Genomic DNA, 26106 nt, shown 5'->3' on the forward strand with positions numbered 1-26106 from the left:
TGAAGGGTAAAGTTCTCAAGGCACATGATATAGGTTTTCACTCTCAAAAGAGAGTATAAGATCACAGTGCTTTATTTGAAGCAACCTATTTTATTTTTGGCTAAAAAACATTCGTGATCTTGCCCTGCGCTTCTAACATGAAGATAATCTCTATGGGAATAGGGCAACAAGGAATAAACAGTGGCATAGTTAAGGGAGTTAAATTCAATATACTATTTTCCTCAGCTTATCGAGCGGTTGAATACATCTTTAAGGATGAATACACATTGGCTGATTTCTTAGGCAATATTTCAGTAGATATGGCTAAAGCAGCAGTAGCGGCTTTTGCTTCTTGGGTTATTGGGACTTTTGCAGCAACTGCATTTGCTACTGGTGCTAGCGTAATTATTGTGGCTGGTATTATGCTTTTAGTAGGTATTGCAACAGTATCTATACTTGATTCATTAGATAAAAAATTTAAAATTAGTGAAACTGTGATTAATTTAATCAAAAAAGAAATAGAAAGAAAACCAAAAACGCCAGAAGCTAATTTCAATCAATTTCTTCATAACTGGGGGAATTATGGTAAATAAAAAAAAGATTTTGCATATTATAGGAGCTTTTTCCTTTATTATTCTAACGTTATTTACTTTTTTTCTAGCGGAGAAAATTTAATTTCCTTAGTTAAAATGGAAGATAAAATAATATTCTCAGGCCCTGTTTTTATGCTATTTTTTGCTTTTCCTTTCCTTTCATACTTTATAGTTTCTGTTATTTTCCTTAATATAAAAAATCGCTGGCCAAAACATCACGATAGTTTTATTAACTGTTTTGGGGTGATAGCCTTTGTTTCATTCTTTTTAAGTTTCCCCCTATCTTTTTATGTGGATTATAAATTAAAAAGTGAGAATTATTTAATATGTAAAAGAATATCCTTGGCGTCACCGAATACCTATGTAAAAGATATTAAGCTTTGTGATTAATATTATCTTATTTAATTTCTTCATAACTTGGGGAACTATGAAAAACCCCTCACGTTGAATTTTCGTATGCTATACCTAACGACAGAGTTTTCCGCATGTTTTTAGGCGATGTGCACACAGGACATCCAGACCATTTTTACCCGTGTCGTAAAACACTTATTTACCGGCTACCTGCGCCAATGTTGTCATGTACAACTGTTTGGCTCTATTAGCACATATGTGCTAATGTGAGAATGTGTAATTTTGGAGTTTGGAGATTATCCCATGAGTCGCCTAACCATCGACATAACAGACCAACAGCACCAAAGCCTGAAAGCACTGGCTGCCTTGCAGGGCAAGACCATCAAGCAATACGCGCTGGAAAGGCTGTTTCCCGGCGATGTTGATGCCAATCAGGCATGGAAGGAGCTGAAAACCCTGCTCGGCACCCGCATCCACGAGGGACTTGCTGGCAATGTGTCTACCAAGAGCATCAGCGAAATTCTCGATGAAGAACTGACCGAGGGCCGGGATTGACCGGCTACGTTCTCACTACGGCGGCAGAATCCGACCTGCGTGGCATCGTCCGCTACACCCGCAAGCAATGGGGCGATGCTCAGGTGCGCCGCTACATTGCTATGTTAGAACAGGGTATCGCCAACCTCGCGATGGCTGGGGTGTGTTCAAAGACATGAGTGCGCTTTTTCTGGGCCTACGGATGGGGCGGTACGAACATCATTACGTCTTCTGTCTACCGCGTGAGGGAGCGCCTGCTCTGATCGTGGCTATTTTCCATGAACGCATGGACCTGATGACACGACTGGCTGACCGGCTCAAAGAGTGATGGCTTGGGCAGCCATGATCGAAATGGCGGCTGGTGACACGGCTGTTGGGTCTACCCCAATAATCTGTGCTCTTGCTATTTTTATTTTAGCGCTATCAGGTTTCTTTTTGGCTGGGGAAAATTTATTTTCCTTAATTAAAATGAAAGATAAAATAACATTCTCAAGCCCTGTTTTTATAATATTCTTTTCCTCTACTTTCGTATTTTATGATTTTATTTAATATAACTGGCCGTTGTCCAAAATATCACGATAATTTTATTAACTGTTTTGGATTTATAGCTATAATTTCATTTTTTTTGAGTTTACCCCTATCTTTCTATGTGGATTAGAAATTAAAAAGTGAGAATTATCTGGTATGTGAAAGAATATCCTGGATGTCACCGAATACCTATGTAAAAAATATTAAGCTATGTGATTAATATTATCTTACTTAACTTATTCATAACAGGGGTAACTTTGACATATATTTCCCAAGGATTTTTAAACTAACCACCTTGCAGGAAGAAGTATCTGACACAATATAATGAGCCAAACATTTATAATATTTGGCCCAGATTGTTGGGATTTTTAGGTAAAATTTTACAAGCCTCTACCTTCATATAAAGCGATATATTTTCCACAATAATCTAAATATTTATAACCTTTAAGATACCATCTGACTCCAGCCCAATCATATACATTAGCAAAAGTACCATTATCTTTAGCAATATATTGAGTATATAGGCCATTGTTATGGGTTATACCTGAACTATAACAATTGTCCCAAGGAATATATACGCTTGCCGATGCAGCCCCAATTCCTCCGGTTAATGTAATACCTGCCGCTAATGCCCCAACTGCTAATAATTTCTTAAACATAAAAGTTTCTCCTTTAATAGTTTTATAACTTACATAATTTATAAATTTCACCTTAAGTGTATCGCTTTTATAAATTTTGTCAAAATCCTGAGGTTATAAAAATATTTATTTTAACCCTGGAAATATTGGAATTTTATTTTATTAAATAGAAAATTATTTGCTGAGAAATATAAAATCACATGTAATAATTCATGCTAAATCATCATTAGCCTATATTACAACTTTAAAAGCTGTTTATATTTTTCATTTTAAATTGGAAGTCTAATTTCTTATTTACAAAAAACTCCTCACACAATATAAATGGTCTTCTATCAATTAAATAGTTTTCAAAAGATACAATTAAATAACCTGAATTTCATATTTATATGAATTCAGATTGCTCACTTTATCTTAAAACCTATATTAACAGGGTGTGTATTTAAAACCCCCTTCACAGTAAGCCGCTTAATGTGAAGGGGATTTTATCAAACTGGTATTTCTGCTTTTTATTTACTTTATCTCAAACTACGTGAAAGCAGGAAGGAGAATTCCGCCGATTGGTTAAACTCAGATAATCCGATGTTTCTCTAATTGAACCTGCCGCGCAGCCTCACGAGCCATACGTCTCTTACGAGCATCACAAGGTTCCGGACAATCACATACTTTCTCCACTCCAATACTGCTTAAACCGCCACAGCTCCCTTGTATGCTCTTACGTTTAATCATATAGCCCAACGACATTCCTGCAAAAGCCAGCAGGAAAAAGACGAAGGCTGCAATAAATACTTTCAGCACTTCTTTCCCCTTCTCATTGATTTTTCTGTAGGTATGGCTCAAAGGCTTTACTGTAACGCTCTTCAAAACCATTTTTCGTTTTTATGATCATAAAAACCGGGATACTCAGATTTTCTGCAACTTCCATCCCTTTTTTCGGCCCTAAAACATTCAGTCCAGTAGATAGGCCATCAGCACTCATACAAGCTGGAGCAATTACCGTAATAGAGACTAAATTATGAGAAATAGGGTTCCCCGTTTTTGGATCAATCGTATGAGAATAGCGCACACCATTTTGTTCAAAGTAATTACGGTAATCACCAGAAGTCGCTATCGACATATTCCCAGGCATTATCACTTCCTGAGCATTTTGAGCCATGCCGGTGTCAGATGGCTTTTCAATCGCAATCCGCCACGGCAGATCTTTACCATTACGACCTGATGTACGGACTTCACCGCCAATATCAACCATATAATCTTTGATATTCTGCGATTCCAAATATTCAGCAACAACATCTACGCCATAACCTTTAGCAATAGATGATAAATCGATATACAGCTCTGGAACGGTTTTAATCAGGTTATTACCTTCTACCACCAGTTTATCTATCCCAATCCATTCACGGCGTTTTTCCAATTCACTCGCAGAAGGCGCTTTCGTCACGTGCCCCTCAGGACCAAACCCCCATAAATTAACCAATGGGCCAACCGTCACATCCAATGCGCCATCCGTCAATTTATTAATGTAGATCGCTTCTTTAACCACTTTGGCTGTCGCGGGCGATACAGGGAACGGACGATCAATTTGACGGCTTTGATTAAAACGACTCAATTCAGAATCAGGGCGATATGTCGACATCTGATCGTTAACTTCTTCCAGCAAACGATCAATCTCTTTTTGTAACATTTCTGGCGAAGGTGCCGACGAACCCGTGACAAATTTAATGGAATAGTAAGTTCCCATTGTTTGCCCATGAATATTTTTCTGCTCCAGACCATCGCATGCCGCCAGCAGCAATACGGCAAATATTAACGCTATCCAGCTACTTATCTTTTTACGCACAGTTAATTACTCTTTCCGAATTGTTAGCGCCCACAAAATTGTGGGCGCCAATCATTAAAATCAAACTATTTTATGGCTTATCAGCCACCGAAATCATCCAACATGATGTTTTCATCCTCGACTCCAAGATCTTTCAACATCTTGATCACCGCAGCATTCATAACCGGAGGCCCACACATGTAGAATTCACAATCTTCAGGAGCGGGATGATCCCTCAAATAATTCTCATACAGAACATTATGGATAAAACCGGTGTAGCCATCCCAGTTATCCTCAGGCAGTGCATCGGATAGCGCTACATTCCAGGTAAAGTTTTCATTTTCCGCCGCTAGCTGATCAAAATCCTCTGTATAGAACATTTCACGTTTAGAACGGGCGCCATACCAGAAGCTAATCTTACGTTTGGAATTCAATCTTTTAAGCTGGTCAAAGATATGAGAACGCATTGGCGCCATACCTGCGCCACCACCGATGAAGATCATTTCTGCATCAGTATCTTTCGCGAAAAATTCACCGAATGGACCAGAAATAGTCACTTTATCACCGGGTTTCAGTGACCAAATATAAGAAGACATAATTCCCGGCGGCGCTTCCGAATTTCTTGGCGGCGGCGTCGCAATACGAACGTTAAGCATGATAATACCGTGCTCTTCCGGGTAGTTTGCCATTGAGTAAGCACGAATTGTTGGCTCTTTCACCTCAGAGACAAAGCGGAATAAATTAAATTTATCCCAATCCTCTCGGTATTCTTCCGGCACATTGTAATCGGAGTAACGAGCAATATGTGGTTGAGCTTCAATCTGAATATAGCCGCCTGCACGGAAAGGTACAACTTCCCCATCAGGGATCTTCAATTTCAGCTCTTTAATGAAAGTTGCTTTGTTATCATTGGAGATAACTTCACATTCCCATTTCTTAACACCGAATATCTCTTCCGGTAATTTAATTTTCAGGTCCTGTCTTACATTGACCTGACAAGCCAGACGACAACCCTCTTTCGCTTCACGCTTGCTAATGTGAGAAAGCTCTGTCGGCAGAATGTCGCCGCCGCCATCTTTAATCTTTACCCGACATTGGCCACAAGAGCCACCGCCGCCACAAGCAGAAGAGACAAAAATCCCCTGGCTTGACAACATATTTAGCAATTTATCACCGGCTGGAGCGGTAAAGCTCTTTTCCGGATCGCCATTAACTTCAACTCTAATATCCCCAGTGTTAACTAACTTTGATTTTGCGAACAAAATCAGCGCCGTCAGTACTAACACAATTAGGGTAAACATCACTACGCCTAAAATTATTATATCCATGAATGCTTCTCGCCCTTATAACTGCACACCAGAGAAGGACATAAAACCCAATGCCATCAAACCCGTAGTGACAAAGGTGATCCCCAATCCTTTCAGACCTGCCGGAACATCAGCATATTTCATTTTTTCACGGATAGAAGCCAGCAGAACAATTGCCAACATCCAACCTATACCTGAGCCAAAACCATACACGATGGATTCAGAAAAGTTATAGTCACGCTGCGCCATGAAAGAGACACCACCAAAAATCGCACAGTTAACGGTAATCAGCGGCAGAAAAATGCCAAGCGCGTTATAGAGTGAAGGAAAATAACGATCAAGGATCATTTCAAGAATCTGCACTAATGCAGCAATCACGCCAATAAACGTAATAAAGTTCAGGAAGCTGAGATCAACCCCTTCAACCAATGCGCCGTCACGCAATACCAAGTTATACACCAGATTATTAGCAGGAACAGAGATCCCTAAAACCACCGTGACGGCAATACCCAGACCAAACGCTGTTGTGACATTTTTCGATACCGCCAAAAAAGTACACATGCCGAGGAAGAAAGCCAACGCCATATTCTCAATAAAGACGGCGCGGACAAACAGGCTTATAAAATGTTCCATGTTGTCAGTTACTCCTTCTCAACCTGCGCCGGTTTCAAAGTCCTCAGACCCCAAATCAGCATACCAATAATGAAAAACGCGCTAGGCGCCAACAGGAACAAACCATTAGGCTGATACCAACCCCCATTCTGTACCGATTCCATCACGGTAATCCCGAACAGTTTGCCGGAACCAAACAACTCACGCAGGAAACCAACCAGTACCAGAATAACCCCGTAACCTAAACCATTACCAATACCATCCATAAAGCTCTCAATAGGTGGAGACTTCATGGCATAAGCTTCCGCACGTCCCATCACGATACAGTTAGTAATGATAAGGCCAACAAATACAGACAACTGCTTGGAAATTTCATAAGCATAAGCCTGCAAAATCTGATCTACCACGATAACCAGCGATGCAATAATCGCCATCTGTACAATGATTCGCACACTGCCAGGGATGTAATGACGGATCAACGAGATAAAAAAGCTGGAAAAGGCAGTAACCAATGTTACCGCTATTGTCATTACCAACGCCGTTTCCAACTTGGTTGTTACCGCCAGCGCTGAGCAAATCCCCAGAACCTGCAATGCAATCGGGTTGTTATCCAAGAGCGGCCCAAGAAGGACTCGTTTTATTTCTTTACTATCAGCCATCTTTCAACGCTCCTTCGCGTACTTTTTTCAGGAACGGACCAAAACCGTTATCCCCTAACCAGAAATTAAACATATTCTGGACACCGGCAGAGGTGAGGGTCGCACCAGACAAGCCATCAACACCATAAGAGTCATCGGCAGCAGCGCCGCCACGAACAATTTTGATCGCCGGATTGCCCTCATCGTTATACAGTTTTTTACCTATCCACTTTTTACGCCATTGCGGGTTATCCACTTCTCCCCCCAATCCCGGCGTTTCGCCGTGCGAATAATAGGTGATGCCGCGGGCCGTTTTGCCATCCACATCAACGGAGATAAAAGCGTACATGACAGACCACAGGCCAGAACCATAAATAGGCAGAACGATTTCGCGAGTTTTACCCTGCTCATTTTTCACCAAATAGATTTCGGCCATATTGGCGCGACGACGGATTTTCGCCAAATCCTTTTCAGGTGGTAATGCAATACTGGTATCATCACTGCGCAATGCATCGCTCAGGTTAAACTTGCCCTGACTGCTTTCAAGGGTTGCAGTATCGAGATTCAACAACTCGGTTTTAATACTGCTTTTGAATGTTTCTTTAACTTCATCGGCACTCATCTGAGGCTTGAGTAATCCAGCGACATCGAGGATATTACGCTGTTTATCCAGCAATTTTTGTTCCTGTTGCTGAGATTTCAGCCCTACCGCAGAACCTGCCACCACAATTGAGCAAACGAGGCATAGCACAAAAACAACGATAAATGTTCTGCCCACGCTGTCATTATTTTTAGGTTTATCATTAGCCACGGGCTTTTCTCCGCTTAATATTGGCTTGCACTACCAGATAATCAAACAATGGCGCAAACAGGTTTGCGAACAGAATCGCCAGCATCATACCTTCTGGATATGCCGGGTTGACAACCCTGATCAGAACACACATCACACCAATCAGAATGCCGTACCACCATTTACCTTTATCGGTAAATGAAGCGGATACCGGATCGGTTGCCATAAAGATCATACCAAAAGCGAAACCACCCAGAACCATATGCCAATACCACGGCATAGCAAACAACGGGTTAGTCTCTGAACCGATAGCATTAAATAGGTAGGAAGTCGCAACCATACCCAACATCACTCCAGCGACAATGCGCCATGAAGCAATACGGGTAAACAGAATAATCGCACCGCCAATGAGAATCATCAGCGTAGACACTTCACCGATAGAGCCAGGAATATTACCAATGAAAGCATCCATCCAGGTAATAGGTTGACCGGTAACGGTATTCACTAATCCCTGACTGCCACCAGCCGCCCATTGCGATAACGGAGTCGCGCCAGAGAAACCATCAACCGCAGTCCATACCAAATCTCCCGAAATCTGTGCCGGATAAGCAAAGAATAGAAAAGCACGACCAGCCAGTGCCGGGTTCAGGAAGTTACGACCTGTACCACCGAAGACCTCTTTCGCAATGACAACACCGAATGTAATACCCAGCGCCGCCTGCCATAGAGGAATCGTCGGCGGAACAATCAACGCAAATAAAATCGAAGTAACGAAAAATCCTTCGTTAATTTCATGTTTACGGATAATGGCAAACAGTACTTCCCAGAAGCCGCCAACCACAAATACAACGATGTAAATAGGCAGGAAATAAGTCGCGCCAAGCAACATTTCGCTGCACCAGCTAGCACCTGGCGTCAGTGACGCACCGAAAAACTGAGCAACACGATAGTGCCAATCAGATGCCAGAATTTGCTGTAATTCCGCGCCACTGTACAAATGATACAGCGCAGGAATCGCCTGCTGACCAACGTTATACATTCCCCAGAACATTGCCGGGAATACCGCCAGCCATACCATGATCATCATACGCTTTAGATCGATAGCATCACGGACATGAGCACGACCAGAAGTTACTGTACCTGGTGTATAGAAAACCGTCGTTACCGCTTCATACAGCGGATAATATTTTTCTAATTTGCCCCCAGGCTCAAAGTGGCGCTCAATTTTTTCAAAATAGTTTTTCAGGCCCATGAAATCATCCTTCCTGCTCAATCTTAGTCAGCACTTCACGCAGTACCGGACCATATTCATATTTGCCAGGACAGACATAGGTACAAAGCGCCAAGTCTTCCTCATCTAACTCCAGACAACCCAGTGCCTGAGCGCTATCGGTATCGCCCACCAGCAGATCCCGCAGCAAATGCGTCGCCATAATATCCAAAGGCATAACACGCTCATAGTTACCGATTGGCACCATAGAACGTTCGCCGCCATTCATTGTGGTTGAAAAAGCAAAACGCTTATTTTTCAGGAAATGACCAATGGTGGTGCGGGTGATGGAAAATTTATCGGCACCCGGAATGATCCAACCGAATAGCTCTTTTTCACGGCCTTCACGCAAAACAGAAACCAAAGTGTGGAAACGACCAAGATAGTGGTGAACCTCATCTGACTGAGTACCGCACAATACAGAGCCTGAAATAATACGGTTTTCACCCTCTTTAAGCTGATCCTGAGTTAACTCAAGCAGATCAGCCCCTAAGCAGGTACGTATAAGCCGTGGTTTCTCAACCTGTGGACCGGCCAATGCGATGACACGATCAGTATAAAGTGTGCCGGTAGTGAATAATTTACCGATAGCAATCACATCCTGATATCCCAAGTGCCATACCGTTTTAGTCGCACTGACGGGTTCAATAAAGTGAATGTGAGTTCCAACTAATCCCGCAGGATGCGGACCTGAGAACTGATTATAAGTGATTTGTGCATTATTACCGACATTCGGCAAGCTTCCCGCACTATGGCAAACATGGACTTTACCTTCGGTCAGTTTAGTCAGCACATTCAGACCATCAACAAAAGCCTCCTCCTCAGTAGCAATAATAACCTGTGGATTTGCAGCCAGAGGCTGAGTATCCATAGCAGTTACAAAAATTGCTTTTGGCGAGGAGCCGGGAGCAGGGCTTCGGCTGTAAGGACGGGTTCGCAGTGCGGCCCATAACCCGGAATCGATAAGATTCTTTTCCACTTGTTCTCGGGATAACTGAGAAAGTTGGGAACGATCATAACGGTCAAAATCAACCTGTTCGTCTCCCGTTATCTCAATCACGATTGATTGCAAAACACGTTGTTCACCACGATTAATCGCCACAACCTGCCCACAGGCCGGACTGGTGAAAACTACACCGGGATTCTTTTTATCTTCAAAAAGAATCTGGCCCTTCTTAACATGCTCACCTTCTTTAACCAACATAGAAGGACGCATTCCAACATACTCTTCACCCAACAGTGCTACATGGCGAATCGTCGGACCGTCTTCTATTACTTGAGCAGGCGCTCCTGCAATCGGGAGGTCGAGTCCTTTTTTAATTTTAATCATAAGATTTGCACAAGTTTATCAATTAAATCATATGCTACAGATTACCTGGTGGTAACATAGCCACTCTATAAAAAAACCCTTAAGTCACGAATCGTGCCCAGGTTATTATTCTCCGATAATTGTTACGATTTTCTTTTAATCTCCAAGCGGTAATTTTAACATCTCCCTTCTTGGCCTGTCTGACTAATCAAGTGATTTAGTTCAAGCAAACAGGAATAATTTTGGCACTGAACGATTAATTACTCGCAAAAAACGAATTATTATATCACCTTTACCGACACCTGATTGTATTTTAACCTAACAATTACTTTGTAGGATAAAATTATCGTCATCATTTTCTATTCACAAAATCGATGTCTCATGGCAATCTTAAGCCAAATTTTTAGTCAACCCGATACGTCGCTATACGGTAGTCACATGAAAAAAACTGCGGTTTTTCCTGCAATAATATTGTTATTTTCTAATCCACTCACTCCTGTCCATGCTCAGGATACTTTAGTTCAATTAAAGCAAAACTCCCCAGTGCAAACCGGCTCTCCTGTCTTTATCCAAATATTCAAAGAAGAGCGGATACTGGAGCTTTATACTAAAAATGGTCATGGAAGCTACCAACTGTCTAAAAGCTACCCCATCTGTAATTATTCTGGCGGCCTTGGTCCCAAAACCACAGAAGGCGATCTGAAAAGTCCAGAAGGGTTCTATCGTGTAAAAACCCATCAACTCAATCCAAATAGTCGGTATTACCGATCTATTAATCTGGGTTTTCCAAATGAATACGATAAATTCAGAGGCTATTCCGGCAACTATTTAATGATCCACGGAGAGTGTAAATCTGTCGGTTGTTACGCGATGACTAATGGTTACATGGATGAAATCTACCATTATGTAGAAAGCGCATTATTGCGCGGGCAGTATGAAATTAATATCAGTATTTATCCATTCAAAATGACACCACAGAATATGTTACGCCACCGTTCATCCTCCCATTATATGTTTTGGCTACAGTTGCAACCGGCTTATGACTATTTTGTAAAAAATCACCAGCCGGCAGTAATCAGCGTCATTAACGGTCAATATGTGGTTAATGCGACACCTGACAAATCGCCCCTTTTGCAGCATCAATCACAATACGCGTTCACCAAGATGAAATAGTGCATAACGACCCGGCTCAATACGATTCCAGTCTTCATTACCGGTTAACGGTTGAGTAACAATAACAGAAACAACATCATCCGGCTGTGTATGCTGTTGAAAATCAATTTCAACATCCTGATCGAGAAGTTTTGCTTTTCCAAACGGCGCCCGACGGGTAATCCAATAGAGGTTGGTTGAGCAATATGCCATCACAAAACGCCCATCTGACAGCAACATATTGAATACGCCTTTTTTGCTGAGTTCGTCCGCCAGTGAAGCGATAAAACGAAAAACCTGAGGCCAGTTGGAAGGGGTTCTTGGATATTTTTGTGAAAGTTGATGCAGAATCCAGCAAAAAGCATGTTCACTATCAGTTTGCCCAACGGGACGATACTGACCCGTTTCAAGCTGCCGATAGCCCCGAAGCTGCCCATTATGGGCATAAGTCCAGTTGCGTCCCCATATCTCACGGATGAAAGGATGAGTATTTTCCAACGCGACATTACCGCGATTAGCCTGCCGGATATGAGAAACCACCACTCTGGATTTAATCGGGTACTCTTGTACGAAGCGAGCAACGGGCGAATTGTAACTTGGTTGATGATCTTTAAATGTGCGACAGCCCCGCCCCTCATAAAATGTGATCCCCCAACCATCTTTATGGGGCCCGGTATGACCACCCCGTTGAATCAGACCACCTAAACTAAAGCAGATATCTGTTGGCACATTTGCACTCATGCCAAGTAACTCACACATTGCCCACCTCTGTAGCCTGTAAAATCAGGCTTTAATCATCTCTTTTTCGATAAGTTGAATCAGGATATGAATAACTTTGATATGAATTTCCTGAATACGATCTGCATAACCAAAATGCGGGACACGAATTTCCACATCAGCGGTTCCCGCCATTTTACCGCCATCCTTGCCTGTCAGCGTAATAACTTTCATGCCTTTTAAGCGGGCAGCTTCAACTGCTTTGATAATATTACCGGAATTACCGGAAGTGGAGATACCCAGTAACACATCTCCCTCTTTTCCAACGGCTTCCACATAACGAGAAAAAACAAATTCATACCCAAAATCATTACTGACGCAGGAAAGGTGGCTGACATCAGAAATTGCAATCGCTGGATAACCAGGGCGATTTTCGCGGTAACGGCCGGTCAATTCTTCGGCAAAATGCATCGCATCACAATGCGAACCCCCATTACCACAGGACAGTACTTTGCCACCCGCTTTAAATGAATCAGCCAATAATACCGCTGCTTTTTGAATTGCTTCAATATTTGCATCGTCACTTAAAAACTTTGCCAGCGTATCCGCGGCTTCGTTCAATTCACTACGGATCAGGTCTTGATACATAGGCTCCTCACTTCGGTCAGGTAATCTTTAATGTTGTGCCGGATGGCAGTTTACCGGATCAAGAGAATTGAAAGAAGACAACATCACGTTTCTGGAGAATTAATCCGCTGCCGATCACCACGAGTTTGTGAGCTAGATTGTAATTAAGATGTAAAGATATTGCTAAAAACAATTTCATGGTCTAAAAAGAGAAGAACACCCTAACAGGTCCGACCTCTGATGACTTACCTGACCCTGAGATTAACCAGGAGCTTTTATTATGACCACATTGAGTATTATTCTATTCTTAGTATTGATTGGGATACTTTGCTATCACAAAGTCAATCTCAGTCTCAGCAGCCTACTGCTCCTTGTCTATACCGTCTTGATGGGCGCTATTGATGCATGGAGCTACTGGATGTTGTTACCAACGGCCATTATTCTGTTCCCACTGAATTTTGCGCCAATGCGCCACTCCTTACTTACTGTTCCGGCCTTAAAAGCCTTCCGTAAGGTGATGCCAAGCCTATCTCGCACGGAAAAAGAAGCTCTTGATGCAGGTACTACCTGGTGGGAAGGTGAACTATTCCGCGGTCAACCCGACTGGAAAAAATTACATGACTACCCAAAACCTCAGTTAACCGCTGAAGAACAAGCATTTCTGGATGGTCCGGTAGAAGAAGCTTGCCGTATGACCAATGATTTCCAGATAAGCCATGAACTTGCTGATTTGCCGCCTGAGTTATGGCGTTACCTGAAAGAACAGCGCTTCTTTGCCATGATCATTAAAAAAGAGTATGGCGGTCTGGAATTTTCAGCCTATGCACAGGCGCGAGTCCTGCAAAAATTGGCGGGGACATCCGGCATTCTGGCAATCACCGTAGGTGTGCCTAACTCTCTCGGCCCGGGGGAATTGTTACAGCATTATGGCACCGAAGAGCAGAAGAACCGCTATCTACCCGGACTTGCCCGTGGCGAAGAGATCCCATGTTTCGCATTGACCAGCCCGGAAGCTGGCTCTGATGCCGGATCAATCCCAGATACAGGCGTAGTCTGTATGGGAGAATGGCAAGGCGAGCAAATTCTGGGTATGCGCCTGACCTGGAACAAACGTTATATCACACTTGCACCTATCGCTACCGTACTCGGTTTGGCTTTCAAACTGTCTGACCCTGACCATTTATTGGGTGATACAGAAGAATTGGGCATTACCTGTGCATTGATCCCGACCAATGTACCGGGGGTAGAAATTGGTCATCGCCATTTCCCACTGAATATTCCATTCCAGAATGGGCCAACTCGCGGTAAAGATATCTTTGTTCCGATCGACTACATTATTGGCGGGCCAAAAATGGCCGGACAAGGCTGGCGCATGCTGGTTGAGTGTCTGTCTGTCGGCCGTGGTATCACTCTGCCGTCAAATGCAACCGGCGGTTTGAAAAGTGTTGCTATGGCGATCGGCGCATACTCTTATATCCGCCGCCAATTCAAAATGCCAATTGGTAAAATGGAAGGGATTGAAGAACCACTGGCACGCATTGCCGGTAACGCCTATTTGATGGATGCCGCTTCAACGCTTGCAACAACCGGTATCATGCTAGGTGAAAAACCCTCTGTGTTATCCGCTATCGTCAAATATCACTGCACCCACAGAGGCCAAAGATCTGTTATTGATGCAATGGATATTGCCGGTGGTAAAGGTATTTGCCTTGGTCCATCCAACTTCCTTGCTCGCGCTTATCAAGGCGCGCCTATCGCCATTACCGTTGAAGGCGCCAATATTCTGACCCGTAACATGATTATCTACGGCCAGGGAGCTATCCGCTGCCATCCTTATGTTCTTGATGAAATGGCTGCGGCTGAAAATAATCGTATCAAAGACTTTGACAAGGCACTATTTAGCCACCTTGGTCACGTTGCCAGTAACATGCTACGCAGCTTCTGGCTTGGCTTAACCAATGGCCGCACCAGCAGCACACCGGTCAATGATGCAACACGCCGTTACTATCAGCAATTAAACCGCCTGAGTGCCAACCTTGCGCTATTATCAGATGTGGCAATGGGGGTATTAGGTGGCAGCCTGAAACGTCGTGAACGTGTCTCCGCCCGTCTTGGCGATGTTCTGAGCCAAACCTATCTAGCTTCCGCGACGTTGAAGCGCTATGAAGATGAAGGTCGTCAAAAAGAAGATTTGCCGCTCGTTCAGTGGGCCGTTCAAGATAGTTTGTATCAGGCAGAACAGGCGATAGATAATTTACTGAGTAACTTCCCGAATCGTCTGGTTGCCGGTCTGATGCGTGTTATCGTCTTCCCTCTAGGACGTGTACATTCAGCGCCATCTGACCATCTGGATCACAAACTGGCTCAGATCTTACAACAACCTTCGGCTACCCGTGATCGCATTGGCCGAGGTCAATATCTGACACCAAGCGAGCACAATCCTCACGGATTACTGGAAGAAGCTCTGCACGATATTATTGCCGCAGAACCGATCCATGCCCGTTTGAGTCGCGAAGCAGGTAAACGTCTTGGTTTTACTCGCCTGGATAAACTGGCAGAGCGTGCACTCGCAGAACGTAAGATCACGCCAGACGAAGCTGAAATTCTGAAACGCGCCGAGGCAAGCCGTCTACGCTCTATTAACGTCGATGAGTTTGAACCAGAAGCACTGGCTGTCGCTGCCCCGGTCAAAAAACCGAGAACAAAAGCGGCCTAAAACTGACGATTAAAGAGAATTAAGAGCTAAATTAATCATGGGGCGATATCTTAAAGTATCGCCCCAGATTGTTGGATAACCCATTTAAAAAAACAAGGGATGTTTTCACATTATCTAAAATTTCAGATAATGTGTTGTCGTTTATTGGCTTTCTCCGATGCTTTAATCGCATCAACGAGGGTGAAAGGTCTGACAGATTAATATAAATAAGTGAAAGCAACCAACGCAGCAGTGATTTAAAGAATGAAGAGAATAAATCAGCCAGTAAATAACCTGATGATATAAAAATACCCTCTTATATCTTTTCGAATAATCAGATCTTTTTCAGGGCTTAAACCCGGGTAAATTAACCGTTTTACCTATTCTTTATTGCGCTATTTTTTTATGACTTACTTTGTAAAATAACGACTAGAAAACTTTTTAATGCCCGTAAACTGATAGTTAAATTTTCTCATTTTTCCTTTCTGTATGTAATTTTTTTAGGTTTAAAACCAGCGAGGATAACAGATAAGCCAATGGTATTAAAAACAACGTTCACTTCTTTAATAATCTTTAATGTTTTTTAAGTGTTTTTGTGCTTTTTAACTGATAATTTGTTTAATACGGTTAATCCTGTTAAATGTTTTAACATAATCGCACGTTTTTGTTATTGGGTTAATGTTATTATTTTGTCACCTTATTAATTCAATCTAAAACCCGTTTTTCTTGATGTTTTTTCTTCCAATGCCAGAAGAGCATCGAATCTTTTACTCGCTTTAAAAAATCTTTAATCACTGCTTTTTACTTTTAATGATTAAATTTTTTACCTGTTTTCTCATGGTACTCTGGTTCTGTTTTCCAGATTTTAAAACCATATTGACAGACGAAAAATGGCTTTCCTTAACCATTTTTTATGAAAATTGTGTAAATACCTATGATTATCAGGTAGTGGATAATCAGTTATTCCCACATATTTGCCGCTTCCCGGATCAGATGCCAGAGGGTTGTGCCTGTCTTTGCACCTTCAACATCAAAAGCCATCGTACCCTGAGAAAAGAAGAACTGCTTGCCCGGCAGACTATCGGTTCGCCAGATCCCGCTGACCAGTGCCGGATGGTCGCCTCTCAGAGGAGTCACTTGCAGCGGCCCCCGGTCATAACGGGCATACCAGGCCAGGGTGGAAATATCATCAAAATGCCCCTCACCATAGAAGTGCAATGAATGGCCTTCACGAGGTATCACCCGTATCGGACGTATTAGCTGGTTAATGGCAAAATAACTCTCCGGGACACTGCCCGGCAGTGGCGTTAAGTCCGGGTATTGACCGGCCCGGATTATCAGCCCATTGGAATAAGAAGTAATCACCACATCCCGGTAGGGGCGCAGCACCTGACGTATCCAGTATTCCCCACCCAGTCGGTTTACAAAGCGTTTGGACAGCAGGGTGATCCAGTTAATGCCACGGACAGAATTCCCATACTGTAATACCGCAGTATGGACCGCAGAATTGACTTGCAGAGAGGGATAACGTTGCGCCAATTGGTACTCTAAGGGAAAGTAGTCATGGTAATCTCTGGGGATGACTAGGCTGTAGCCACAATCCCCACTGTCCGGTTCGAGTTGTTCACACAGAAACTCCAGCCAGGCCATAAAACGAGCCATGCCCTCTTGTTCTTTTAGGTAATCCCAAGGAAGTGTCAGGCTTAGGTAAGAGCTACCATCGTCACCATCAGCTTCATCGGAATCAAGGTAACGCATCAGATAGCGAGGGGCTTCATAGAGATTTTTGGCATCACTGACTACCCAACTAGAGGGCTGGTTTTTTTTCCGATTAAGAATGCCTTCTTCGACTTTGGCAATATTTTCTGGGGAATATTTTTTTAATCCCTCCAACGAATGACGATGAAAACGCAGGTAGGTACCAAATTCTTCGCGAAAGCGCCGGTAGCAGGCCAGAATGCGCTGTTTTTTCTCCGGGGTGTAGCCTTGTTTAAAAAACAGGGTGATAGAAATCCCAAGACGAGAAACAGTCAGCCCATCGCCATTGAGGAAGGTAAACGCGGTCAGTTGTGATTTCAACTGGGCAAAGTAGTCTGAAGTTTCCATATTTTCTCCGTTAATTATGAAGCGGTGGCGAATGTCACACTCGCCAATATTGCCAAGACAGAGGCTAACGCCGCGGCGCTCACTGCGGTGGCGGCAGCTAAAATTTCTACCAGTGCAATCAATGCGGCAGCGACGGCAAGGGTGACAAGAATAACAACGGCAACACCGGCAATAATCACCACCATTTCCAGCATGCTTTCACCCACCTCTTTCAGTATCTGCATCCAGCTAATATTTTTTAGCTCTTCCAGGGTGATATCTGAACCCTGCTGCACCGCCTGCCAGCGGGCTTTTATCTCACTCTCCGTCCAGATCACGATTTTCCCCGTTTGTTCACTGACCCAAGAAAATGCGTAGCTGACCTGATGGCTTATCGGGTCAATAATCTCTTCACACACCCACTTGCCGGTTTGATTGAGCCATGAACCAAACTGGGCAAGAAGCTCCCGGGTACTGTCGCGGACATAATTCAACCCGTTTTCAGCCAGACTCGCCACTTCCTGCCCGAGGATAACCCAGTCTTCATAGCTGGGTAAAAACGACCAACGGGAAGTACTGAGAAGCGGTGGATTTTTTGTCAGCGGCTGCGGAATGGTCCCCGGCACACCCTCTGCGGGAGGGGTGGGTAAAGCTTCGTCATCAGGAGGCGAACCCGGCGGTAGCGGGGCCAGTGGGATGGGATTTTTATAGTGTTGGGAACCGGGTTGATAATGTTTTCGCCACGCTTCATCATATTGTTTTTGCTCCTCAGTGCGATTATCTATGACACGCATTACACCAAAACGTTTTTCTGTCGCAATCCGGATATAATCTTTTTCTTGATCGTCAGAGAGATCATCCCCCGGAAATTTCACCTCAATCAACATTTTCAGATTATCGGGATGCACAGAACCATCGAAGTAGGTGGCATTTCTACCCGGCCAGCGGAGAGCTTCCTCTTTAACCAGAATAATATCGGGTCGGCGAATACGTTTAACCCCAAATTTCTCCGCGTCTTCGGCAGAAGGTCGGGCAAACGGATTACTGGATTGCGGTAAATTATCACCATAACGCTGCTTAGAGTCTTGACTGGTCGCCAGCATGGGTAAGGGGACATCTTGCTCTCCTCGGATAGCAAACACCACTTCCGCTTTATAGGGCCACAGGAAGTCATGTTTGAGTTCCTCAACCTTAATCAACCCACTCATAATGACCTGATTAAGAAAGCGAATAGCCCCCAGTTTGGTGATAATCATTGCCGGCAGACGCAAAGCATATTCGGCTTTTTCCGCCAGATAACAGGGGTCTTCATCGGCGGGAAAGACCCCTATTTCCATCGTACAGGTGATTGATGTGACAGCCGGGCACATTTTGCCGCTATTGGATATTGCCATACTTACTTCTCCATAAATCCCATAATACTCTACCAGCGTGTTACCACCGGCCCGGTTGCAGATTTTCGTCAGCCTCGTTCTGTCCGGTCAGGGTTCTGCCCATCGTGTCGGTTCTACCTGAGATAGCCTTACTACTAACCAGTTAATATCTGATTAATAGTGCAACAGATTTAATTTAAAAATATATAGGAATATTCCGAAAGTTATAAAAATAAGTGTGTTTTATCGCCGAAATTTAACAATTTATATTCATTAATTTAACATTTTCGAATACAAATAAATTTGCAACCAATAGTGGTATCGGTTTTATATATCACATGCTTTTTAAGGAAATGCTGTCGGACTGACAGGATTAAGGGATAGGTTTATCAACAGACAGGACGATACCTTAAAGTATCGCCCCATCTTTTATGGTGTAGAGGGACAGGGTACTTCTTCCAACGCTAATAACTCTTCAATTGTTTGGCGACGGCGAATTAATTGGGGGCTACCATTAACAAACAGCACCTCAGAGATCAGCGGGCGACTGTTGTAATTGGAAGACATTGACGCACCATAAGCACCAGTATCATGAAAAACCAGATAGTCACCAACCCGAACCGGCGGCAACGCTCTTGGCGCAATGCCTCCCCCCTCAATCTGTGTAAAGATATCGCCAGATTCACATAACGGCCCCGCAACTAATGTTTCTTGCAATGAAAATTGCTCAATCTTACGTCCATCAGCAGGCAAAACTGAAATATGGTGATAACTGCCATACATTACCGGGCGCATTAAGTCATTAAATCCCGCATCCACCAGCACATAATTACGGTTCCCCATCTGCTTAACCGCCCGCACTTCTGTCATCAAAATGCCAGATTCCGCTACCAAAAAACGTCCCGGTTCAATTTCCAGCTCAACTTTATGACCTAAATGCTGCTCAATTCTTTTACGCGCATCATCCCACAACCCAAAATAATGAGCGATATTGATTTGCTCATCTCCCTGATGATAAGGGGTCGATAAACCACCGCCGGCTGAAATCGCCTGAATATCTTCACCACAAAGAATAACCTGTTCAACCATCGCATTGCATACACTGGAAAGATGATGATAATCAACACCAGATCCAATATGCATATGTAAACCAAGCAATTTCAATCCATAGTGGCGTATTTTCTCAATCGCTCGTGGAAGATCCTGATACCAAATACCATGTTTGCTGTTTTCCCCTCCCGTGTTCGTCTTCTGGCTATGACCATGACCGAACCCGGGATTAATCCGCAGCCATACCGGATGCCCTTGTTTACATTGACCAATCTGTTCCAACATATCGATAGAACCCGCATTAACCGGAATATCCAATTTGGTTACTTGTTGCAACGTCGGCACATCGATTAAATCAGCAGTAAAAACAATGTCTGACACTTCTTGCCCTGGACAAAATCCGGCCCGCAAAGCACGCTCAATTTCCCCTAGCGAAACAGCATCAACTTTCACACCATACTCACGCATCAGGCGCAAAATATGAGTATTAGAACAAGCTTTCTGAGCAAACCTGACGACATCAAACTGACATAATAATTTGATTCTTTGGATAATTGTTTCACTATCGTAAACCCATAATGGAGTACCGTACGTTTCTGGCAGACGACTCAAATTCTCCGCTATCAGGTTAGGACAACTATTGCGGGTAAAATCGGGGGTAAAAGTACTCATCAGGGTTTCTCTCACAAAGTCAGCAGATAACCCATTATTAACAGCAAAAAACAGGAATAAAAATATCCATTTCGTTATAGTCTATTCATCTGTGATATAGAATTATCATTTGAAGGAACAATTTATGTCTTCTTGTTCATGGCGCCATATTGAAATCTTCCATGCGGTAATGACGACAAAAAACCTGACAGAAGCGGCTATTTTATTACAAACATCACAACCAACCGTCAGTCGTGAATTAGCACGATTTGAGCACCTAATAAAATTCAAACTATTTGACCGAGTAAAAGGCCGCCTGCATCCGACAGCACAAGGATTACGCCTTTTTGAAGAAGTTCAGCGCTCTTATTACGGACTCGAAAGAATAATGAATGCGGCTGACAATATACGTAAATTTCAACATGCTCAGCTTTCTATTGCTTGCTTGCCGGTATTTTCTCAATCACTGTTACCGAAAGTTTGCCGCCACTTCACCCGTCAATACCCTGATACTAATTTAACCATCATTCCACAGGAATCACCGCTATTAGAAGAGTGGCTCTCAGCTCAACGCCATGATCTGGGTTTGACAGAACATTTGCAGACACCACCCGGTACACAGAGAGAAACATTGATCACGCTGAATGAAATTTGCGTATTGCCCGCCGAGCATCCTCTCAGTCATAAACCGCTATTGACTCCCGAAGATTTCAGCGAGCAAAATTTTATCAGTCTTTCAATAGCGGATAGCTACCGGCAGCTCATTGATGGCATATTCGCAGAACACCATATTCGCCGCCGCCTGATTATGGAAACTCACAGTGCTGCATCAGTATGTGCAATGGTGCGCGAAGGCATTGGCGTTTCTATTGTCAACCCACTGACCATACTCGATTATCTGGACAGCCACGGCAAATCTGAAATATGCGCTCGCCCATTCAGTATCGATATTCCTTTTACTGTCAGCCTGATAAAGCCCATTCATCGCCCTTCTTCTGCCCCAGTAGATACTTTTATTGAACACCTAAAAGCACAAATTGCCCTGTTTCCTCAAAAACTAAAGTCAGCTTTTCAGCATTAGTGCTTGCCAGTACGGAGAAGAAGCAAACCACTGAACCAGAAAATCCAGTAATGCTCTCAGCGTTGCTGGCATATTTTGACGACTGGCATAAATACCATAAATTCCCATCGCCTGAGGTCGATATTCTGGCAACAACTGAATCAATTTTCCTGACGCCAAATGCGAAGCAACAGAATAATAGGGTTGCATGGCGATTCCCGCCCCTTGCAACGTTGCCTCCATTAATACAACCGATTCATTAGCACTTAAAGTACCGCTAACAGGAACAGAATATTTTTCCCCTTGGCGTTCAAATAACCAAAGACTTTTACCAAAGAAGTTATAAGTCATACAGTTATGCAAAGCTAAATCAGCAGGCTTTTGCGGAAACATTTTTCCTGCCAGATAAGAAGGAGCGGCACAAACTACAGAATGGCATGTTGATAACGGTCTGGCGATCAAATTCGGTTCCAGATTATTCGTGATGCGTAACGCTAAATCTATCCGTTCCTCGACCAAATTTATTGCCTTATTACTCATTTGCATATCAATAGCTATCTGAGGGTAAATCCGCATAAACTCAGGAATCGCCACAGACAATGCGCTCATCGCCAGAGATTGAGAACTGCTTATCCGCAAAAGACCACTCAGTTCCTGTGCTTCTACAGGTTGATGAACCGGTATCTCTTCCGCTAATTGCAATAATTTACGACTGCGCTGATAGGCGATCTCTCCTGCCGATGTCAGGCTGATCTTTCTCGTTGTACGATGTAACAGACGTACTCCCGCCCATTTTTCCATTTCAGCCAGATAGCGAGATACCATTGCCCGCGACATATCTAACCGTTCCGATGCGGCAATCATGCTGCCTTGTTCTACAATTATAGTGAACACTTGCGCAGCAGTGACTCTATCCATCAATTAGCTCGATTTATGCAACAAATAATTGCCAATTATGCGGTTTTTTCATCGAAAAACGCAACTTATTATGAACCTCATTGACACAACATCAGGAATTCAATCATGACTCGCAAAACAACACTAAATATTGCGCTGGCAGGTATCCTTTCCTTGGGTACCATTTCTCTGGCACAAGCCACTAACCTAAAACTGGATGTTTTCAATCCAGGTGAAAGAAGCGTATTTCCCGTCTCTTCTGAGCTCATCATCGGTGATAGAGAAGTTGTATTGATCGATGCTCAGTTCCAAAAAAATGACGCTGAAGCACTGGCCAGAAGAATTAAGTATACCGGCAGAAAACTGACAACTATCTATATCAGTCAGTCTGATCCTGATTTCTATTTTGGCCTTGATACACTGACCAAAGCGTTCCCTAACGCAAAAGTCATTGCATCACCAGAAACCATTAAAGAAATCAAAAAAACCAAAGATGGCAAACTGGCTTATTGGGGAGGTGTTCTGAAAGAACAGGCCCCCAAAAAAGTTATCGTGCCGCAACCGTTGGAAGGTAACACTTTTACGGTTGACGGTGAGAAGTTAATCGTCGAAGGTCTTGATGGCCCTGCGGCTGACCGTACTTTTGTTTGGATACCAAAATTAAAAGCGGTAGTAGGCGGTGTCACCGTTTCAGGCAACATTCATGTCTGGATAGCAGATACACAGACTAAAGAGTCCCGTAAAAACTGGATGCAGACATTAGATCGTATAAAAGAGCTGAAACCAACTATTGTGGTTCCAGGACATTTCATTGGTAACACGCCAATGACGTTGGAATCCGTTCATTTCACGCAAAAGTACCTGACTATTTTTGAGAAAGAGCTGGCAAAAGCGAAAGATTCAAAAGCGCTAATAGCCGCAATGGAAAAGCACTATCCAAAACTTGCAGACAAATCCAGTCTCGAATTAAGCGCCAAAGTGCTGAAAGGCGAAATGAAGTGGCCCCAATAAGTAAATTAACTCTTTTTCAGGAATAAGTAATATGCCCGGAATGACTCTGCATTATATCTACGATCCACTATGTGGCTGGTGTTATGGCGTTTCCTCTCTGATACAAGCAGCAAAAGAGGTCGCAAATGTGAAAATTGAATTGCATGGCGGCGGAATGCTGACAGGGGATAACAGACGCCAAATAGACAGCACATGGCGTGATTATGTCCTTAGTCAGGATAAACGGATCGCAAGCCTTACCGGGCAAATTTTCAGTGAACAATATGTCACACTGTTAAATGATAAATCACTGATTATGGATTCATTACCACCAATATCAGCCATTCTTGCAGCAGAAGAGTTGGCTGGTAAAGGTGTTGAAATGTTACTGGCAGTACAAAAAGCGCATTATGTTCGTGGATTAAAAATCAGCGAAACTGAAACATTATTGAATTTAGCAAATGAGTTACAGCTTGATTCAGAACTATTTCAGCAAGAGCTGACACTGAATAATGAGTCAGAAAGTCTCCAACATATTAGGAAAAGCCGTGAACTGTTGGCAGCCGTTGGCGGCTCAGGCTTCCCTACGTTTATTTTAGAAAATAACAGAAACGAGCTATCTATTATTTCTCTTGATAAATACTTGGGACAACCCAAACATTGGCAAGATATGCTGATTCACTATCAGTTTTAACACCACCGTTTTAATACCACAATTTTAACTACTGGCGCCCATACATTTTCAGCTATCGGGCGCCATTCACAATAACCCATCCATTCCCAATAAGTGCATATAGATCATGATGATCGCAGAAATGGCTATATAGGGGCCAAAAGCAACAGACTCTTGGTAATTTTCTCGTATTCTCCACATCCAAAAGTACCCAATAAGACCAAACAGTGAGGATAAAAACATTAATAAAGGAATTGCACCAATCCCCAACCAAGCACTAACCGCTGCCATTAACTTAAAATCACCATATCCTAACCCTTCTTTATGACAAATTATTTTGAATAACCAATGGAGTGACCATAAAATCAAATAACCCGCAATAGCACCGACTACAGCTTGTTCAATAGGCACGAAAGTTTGATTCAAATTCAATAATAATCCTAACCATAAAAGTGGATAATTTATTATATCTGGCAATAAATTAATTTTTACATCAATAAAAGAAAGTATAATTAGCATCCAAATAAATATCAAAACTGCATATAAATGGAAATTCAATGGAAAACAAATCATAAAAAAAGAAGTTATAAACAGTGTTACTAATTCAACCTGAAAATAACCGAAATCTATTTTTTCATATCCATAAATAATTTTAGGAAATACCGATATCATTTTATTCAAACTTATTCCTGCCACTATCCCAACAAAAATAGCCAAAATAATGATTTTAATGTTAAAATCCATTAAACAGAACACCTCCAACATTATTCCATTATGAATATTTTAATTAAATAAAAAAACAAATATCAATTATGTTTTCGACATAAAAATATAGTAATAAACAATGACGTTTTAAAACAACAAAATAAATATAAAATAGTCAAATTAAATATAAATATGCGAGCAGACTCGCAACATTTATTCAGAGATAACAATCCGTATCGAGATAGCTTGATAATTTGATTAAGCCTCCCTTATCATACCCTCCATTATTTATTGTCTTATGTATATCTATACCCCGCTGGAAGGAAAAAAACATGCGCATACCCCGCATCTATCACCCGGAATTACTCTCATCGAATACTGAAATTTATCTGAGTGATGAGGCGGCTAACCATGTCGGGCGGGTTCTCAGAATGACTCATGGCCAACAGTTGCAACTGTTTGATGGCAGCAATCAGATCTTCAACGCTCAGATCACCGAAGCTAGCAAAAAATCCGTCAAAGTACATATCAGCAACAGCGAACTTGCCGATAATGAATCGCCACTTAATCTTCATCTAGGGCAAGTCATATCCCGCGGTGAAAAAATGGAATTCACCATTCAAAAATCTGTAGAACTAGGGGTAAATGTTATTACGCCTTTAATTTCTGAACGTTGCGGCGTAAAGCTGGATGGAGAACGGCTGGCTAAAAAACTTCAACAATGGCAGAAGATTGCCATTGCCGCCTGTGAGCAATGCTGTCGCAACCGTATACCTGAAATTCGCCCAGTGATGCAACTCGAACACTGGTGTGCGGAAGATGATGGCAGTTTGAAATTGAATCTACATCCACGAGCCAGCCAAAGTATCAATACCCTGCCTTTACCCGTAGAAAGAGTACGTTTACTGATCGGCCCGGAAGGTGGATTATCGATAGATGAAATTGCTATGACAGCTAATTACCAATTTACTGATATCCTATTAGGACCACGAGTGCTGAGAACAGAAACGACAGCGCTCACCGCAATTACCGCATTACAAGTGCGTTTCGGCGATTTGGGTTAAGG

At 42.9% G+C, this 26106-nt stretch carries 25 protein-coding genes and 2 pseudogenes; 11 read left to right on the forward strand and 16 right to left on the reverse strand.

The window, feature by feature from the left end; translation table 11 throughout:
- Nucleotides 1-152: 152 nt before the first annotated feature.
- The 5 genes and pseudogenes from EAE93_RS20965 to EAE93_RS20985 all read left to right on the forward strand — a co-directional run bounded on the left by EAE93_RS20965 (nucleotide 153) and on the right by EAE93_RS20985 (nucleotide 2205).
- Entirely contained in the window at nucleotides 153-572 is a 420-nt protein-coding gene (locus EAE93_RS20965; protein ID WP_250151131.1) for a hypothetical protein, read from the forward strand.
- A pseudogene (locus tag EAE93_RS20970) lies at nucleotides 562-962 on the forward strand (DUF1240 domain-containing protein). The gene EAE93_RS20965 and the pseudogene EAE93_RS20970 overlap by 11 nt, the downstream one beginning before the upstream one ends.
- 264 nt (nucleotides 963-1226) lie before the next feature.
- Nucleotides 1227-1478: an antitoxin gene (locus tag EAE93_RS20975; RefSeq protein ID WP_110086275.1), complete on the forward strand. Its 252-nt coding sequence runs from the start codon at nucleotides 1227-1229 to the stop codon at nucleotides 1476-1478.
- Nucleotides 1475-1636 carry a type II toxin-antitoxin system RelE/ParE family toxin gene (locus EAE93_RS24795; protein ID WP_250151132.1) on the forward strand — a complete coding sequence of 54 codons (162 nt, stop codon included), beginning with the start codon at nucleotides 1475-1477 and terminating at the stop codon, nucleotides 1634-1636. Before EAE93_RS20975 ends, EAE93_RS24795 begins: the two co-directional genes overlap by 4 nt.
- Nucleotides 1637-1808: 172 nt before the next feature.
- Nucleotides 1809-2205 (forward strand): annotated as a pseudogene (locus tag EAE93_RS20985) (DUF1240 domain-containing protein).
- Between the two features lie 160 nt (nucleotides 2206-2365).
- Here EAE93_RS20985 and EAE93_RS20990 read toward each other — a convergent pair.
- The 9 genes from EAE93_RS20990 to EAE93_RS21030 all read right to left on the reverse strand — a co-directional run bounded on the left by EAE93_RS20990 (nucleotide 2366) and on the right by EAE93_RS21030 (nucleotide 10386).
- The gene (locus tag EAE93_RS20990) at nucleotides 2366-2644 is read right to left on the reverse strand and encodes an LCI fold-containing protein (RefSeq protein WP_036814172.1); all 279 of its coding nucleotides are present in this window, start codon (nucleotides 2642-2644) and stop codon (nucleotides 2366-2368) included.
- 546 nt (nucleotides 2645-3190) lie between these two features.
- The gene (gene nqrM / locus EAE93_RS20995; RefSeq protein ID WP_040152259.1) at nucleotides 3191-3418 is read right to left on the reverse strand and encodes a (Na+)-NQR maturation NqrM; all 228 of its coding nucleotides are present in this window, start codon (nucleotides 3416-3418) and stop codon (nucleotides 3191-3193) included.
- 13 nt (nucleotides 3419-3431) lie between these two features.
- Nucleotides 3432-4460, reverse strand: coding sequence for an FAD:protein FMN transferase (locus tag EAE93_RS21000; protein ID WP_214040492.1), 1029 nt, complete (start codon nucleotides 4458-4460; stop codon nucleotides 3432-3434).
- Nucleotides 4461-4540: 80 nt separating this feature from the next.
- Nucleotides 4541-5767, reverse strand: a complete 1227-nt coding sequence (gene nqrF, locus EAE93_RS21005) for an NADH:ubiquinone reductase (Na(+)-transporting) subunit F (RefSeq protein ID WP_036776865.1) — start codon at nucleotides 5765-5767, stop codon at nucleotides 4541-4543.
- Between the two features lie 15 nt (nucleotides 5768-5782).
- Complete coding sequence (gene nqrE, locus EAE93_RS21010; protein WP_011145527.1) at nucleotides 5783-6379, reverse strand: NADH:ubiquinone reductase (Na(+)-transporting) subunit E; 597 nt, start codon at nucleotides 6377-6379, stop codon at nucleotides 5783-5785.
- Nucleotides 6380-6387: 8 nt separating this feature from the next.
- Entirely contained in the window at nucleotides 6388-7017 is a 630-nt protein-coding gene (locus EAE93_RS21015) for an NADH:ubiquinone reductase (Na(+)-transporting) subunit D (RefSeq protein WP_011145526.1), read from the reverse strand.
- The gene (locus tag EAE93_RS21020; RefSeq protein ID WP_214040493.1) at nucleotides 7010-7807 is read right to left on the reverse strand and encodes a Na(+)-translocating NADH-quinone reductase subunit C; all 798 of its coding nucleotides are present in this window, start codon (nucleotides 7805-7807) and stop codon (nucleotides 7010-7012) included. Before EAE93_RS21020 ends, EAE93_RS21015 begins: the two co-directional genes overlap by 8 nt.
- The gene (locus EAE93_RS21025) at nucleotides 7800-9038 is read right to left on the reverse strand and encodes an NADH:ubiquinone reductase (Na(+)-transporting) subunit B (protein WP_105398153.1); all 1239 of its coding nucleotides are present in this window, start codon (nucleotides 9036-9038) and stop codon (nucleotides 7800-7802) included. The genes EAE93_RS21020 and EAE93_RS21025 overlap by 8 nt, the downstream gene beginning before the upstream one ends.
- 4 nt (nucleotides 9039-9042) lie before the next feature.
- The gene (locus EAE93_RS21030) at nucleotides 9043-10386 is read right to left on the reverse strand and encodes a Na(+)-translocating NADH-quinone reductase subunit A (RefSeq protein WP_214040494.1); all 1344 of its coding nucleotides are present in this window, start codon (nucleotides 10384-10386) and stop codon (nucleotides 9043-9045) included.
- Between the two features lie 417 nt (nucleotides 10387-10803).
- Between EAE93_RS21030 and EAE93_RS21035 the strand changes: the two genes are divergently transcribed.
- Nucleotides 10804-11538 carry a L,D-transpeptidase family protein gene (locus EAE93_RS21035; protein ID WP_214040495.1) on the forward strand — a complete coding sequence of 245 codons (735 nt, stop codon included), beginning with the start codon at nucleotides 10804-10806 and terminating at the stop codon, nucleotides 11536-11538.
- Here EAE93_RS21035 and EAE93_RS21040 read toward each other — a convergent pair.
- On the reverse strand, nucleotides 11509-12276 hold the full coding sequence (locus tag EAE93_RS21040) for a class II glutamine amidotransferase (RefSeq protein WP_036776873.1): 768 nt from the start codon (nucleotides 12274-12276) through the stop codon (nucleotides 11509-11511). The genes EAE93_RS21035 and EAE93_RS21040 overlap by 30 nt on opposite strands.
- Before the next feature lie 24 nt (nucleotides 12277-12300).
- Nucleotides 12301-12882: a D-sedoheptulose 7-phosphate isomerase gene (lpcA, locus tag EAE93_RS21045; protein WP_036814714.1), complete on the reverse strand. Its 582-nt coding sequence runs from the start codon at nucleotides 12880-12882 to the stop codon at nucleotides 12301-12303.
- A 259-nt stretch (nucleotides 12883-13141) separates the two neighbouring features.
- On the opposite strand from lpcA, the gene fadE reads away from it, so the two are divergent.
- On the forward strand, nucleotides 13142-15577 hold the full coding sequence (gene fadE, locus EAE93_RS21050; RefSeq protein ID WP_214040496.1) for an acyl-CoA dehydrogenase FadE: 2436 nt from the start codon (nucleotides 13142-13144) through the stop codon (nucleotides 15575-15577).
- Nucleotides 15578-16516: 939 nt separating this feature from the next.
- Here fadE and EAE93_RS21055 read toward each other — a convergent pair.
- The 3 genes from EAE93_RS21055 to lysA all read right to left on the reverse strand — a co-directional run bounded on the left by EAE93_RS21055 (nucleotide 16517) and on the right by lysA (nucleotide 20736).
- Nucleotides 16517-17662 (reverse strand): DUF3396 domain-containing protein, encoded by a 1146-nt coding sequence (locus EAE93_RS21055; protein ID WP_214040497.1) that lies wholly within the window; start codon nucleotides 17660-17662, stop codon nucleotides 16517-16519.
- A gap of 14 nt (nucleotides 17663-17676) precedes the next feature.
- The gene (locus EAE93_RS21060) at nucleotides 17677-19035 is read right to left on the reverse strand and encodes a VRR-NUC domain-containing protein (protein ID WP_110090695.1); all 1359 of its coding nucleotides are present in this window, start codon (nucleotides 19033-19035) and stop codon (nucleotides 17677-17679) included.
- 408 nt (nucleotides 19036-19443) lie between these two features.
- A complete protein-coding gene (lysA, locus tag EAE93_RS21065) occupies nucleotides 19444-20736 on the reverse strand; it encodes a diaminopimelate decarboxylase (protein WP_046396559.1) in 1293 nt (430 codons plus the stop codon).
- 124 nt (nucleotides 20737-20860) lie between these two features.
- On the opposite strand from lysA, the gene EAE93_RS21070 reads away from it, so the two are divergent.
- Nucleotides 20861-21796, forward strand: a complete 936-nt coding sequence (locus EAE93_RS21070) for a LysR family transcriptional regulator (protein WP_040152240.1) — start codon at nucleotides 20861-20863, stop codon at nucleotides 21794-21796.
- Here EAE93_RS21070 and EAE93_RS21075 read toward each other — a convergent pair.
- Nucleotides 21779-22693, reverse strand: coding sequence for a LysR family transcriptional regulator (locus EAE93_RS21075; RefSeq protein ID WP_214040498.1), 915 nt, complete (start codon nucleotides 22691-22693; stop codon nucleotides 21779-21781). The genes EAE93_RS21070 and EAE93_RS21075 overlap by 18 nt on opposite strands.
- A 105-nt stretch (nucleotides 22694-22798) precedes the next feature.
- On the opposite strand from EAE93_RS21075, the gene EAE93_RS21080 reads away from it, so the two are divergent.
- On the forward strand, nucleotides 22799-23683 hold the full coding sequence (locus EAE93_RS21080) for an MBL fold metallo-hydrolase (RefSeq protein WP_036814724.1): 885 nt from the start codon (nucleotides 22799-22801) through the stop codon (nucleotides 23681-23683).
- 31 nt (nucleotides 23684-23714) lie between these two features.
- A complete protein-coding gene (locus tag EAE93_RS21085; protein WP_214040499.1) occupies nucleotides 23715-24356 on the forward strand; it encodes a DsbA family protein in 642 nt (213 codons plus the stop codon).
- A gap of 66 nt (nucleotides 24357-24422) precedes the next feature.
- On the opposite strand, the gene EAE93_RS21090 is transcribed toward EAE93_RS21085, so the two are convergent.
- Nucleotides 24423-25079: a prepilin peptidase gene (locus tag EAE93_RS21090; protein WP_214040500.1), complete on the reverse strand. Its 657-nt coding sequence runs from the start codon at nucleotides 25077-25079 to the stop codon at nucleotides 24423-24425.
- A 293-nt stretch (nucleotides 25080-25372) separates the two neighbouring features.
- On the opposite strand from EAE93_RS21090, the gene rsmE reads away from it, so the two are divergent.
- The gene (gene rsmE / locus EAE93_RS21095; RefSeq protein WP_105398162.1) at nucleotides 25373-26104 is read left to right on the forward strand and encodes a 16S rRNA (uracil(1498)-N(3))-methyltransferase; all 732 of its coding nucleotides are present in this window, start codon (nucleotides 25373-25375) and stop codon (nucleotides 26102-26104) included.
- The last annotated feature ends 2 nt before the right edge of the window (nucleotides 26105-26106 follow it).

It is taken from the genome of Photorhabdus akhurstii (genome assembly GCF_018448925.1).
GTDB classification, from domain to species: domain Bacteria; phylum Pseudomonadota; class Gammaproteobacteria; order Enterobacterales; family Enterobacteriaceae; genus Photorhabdus; species Photorhabdus akhurstii.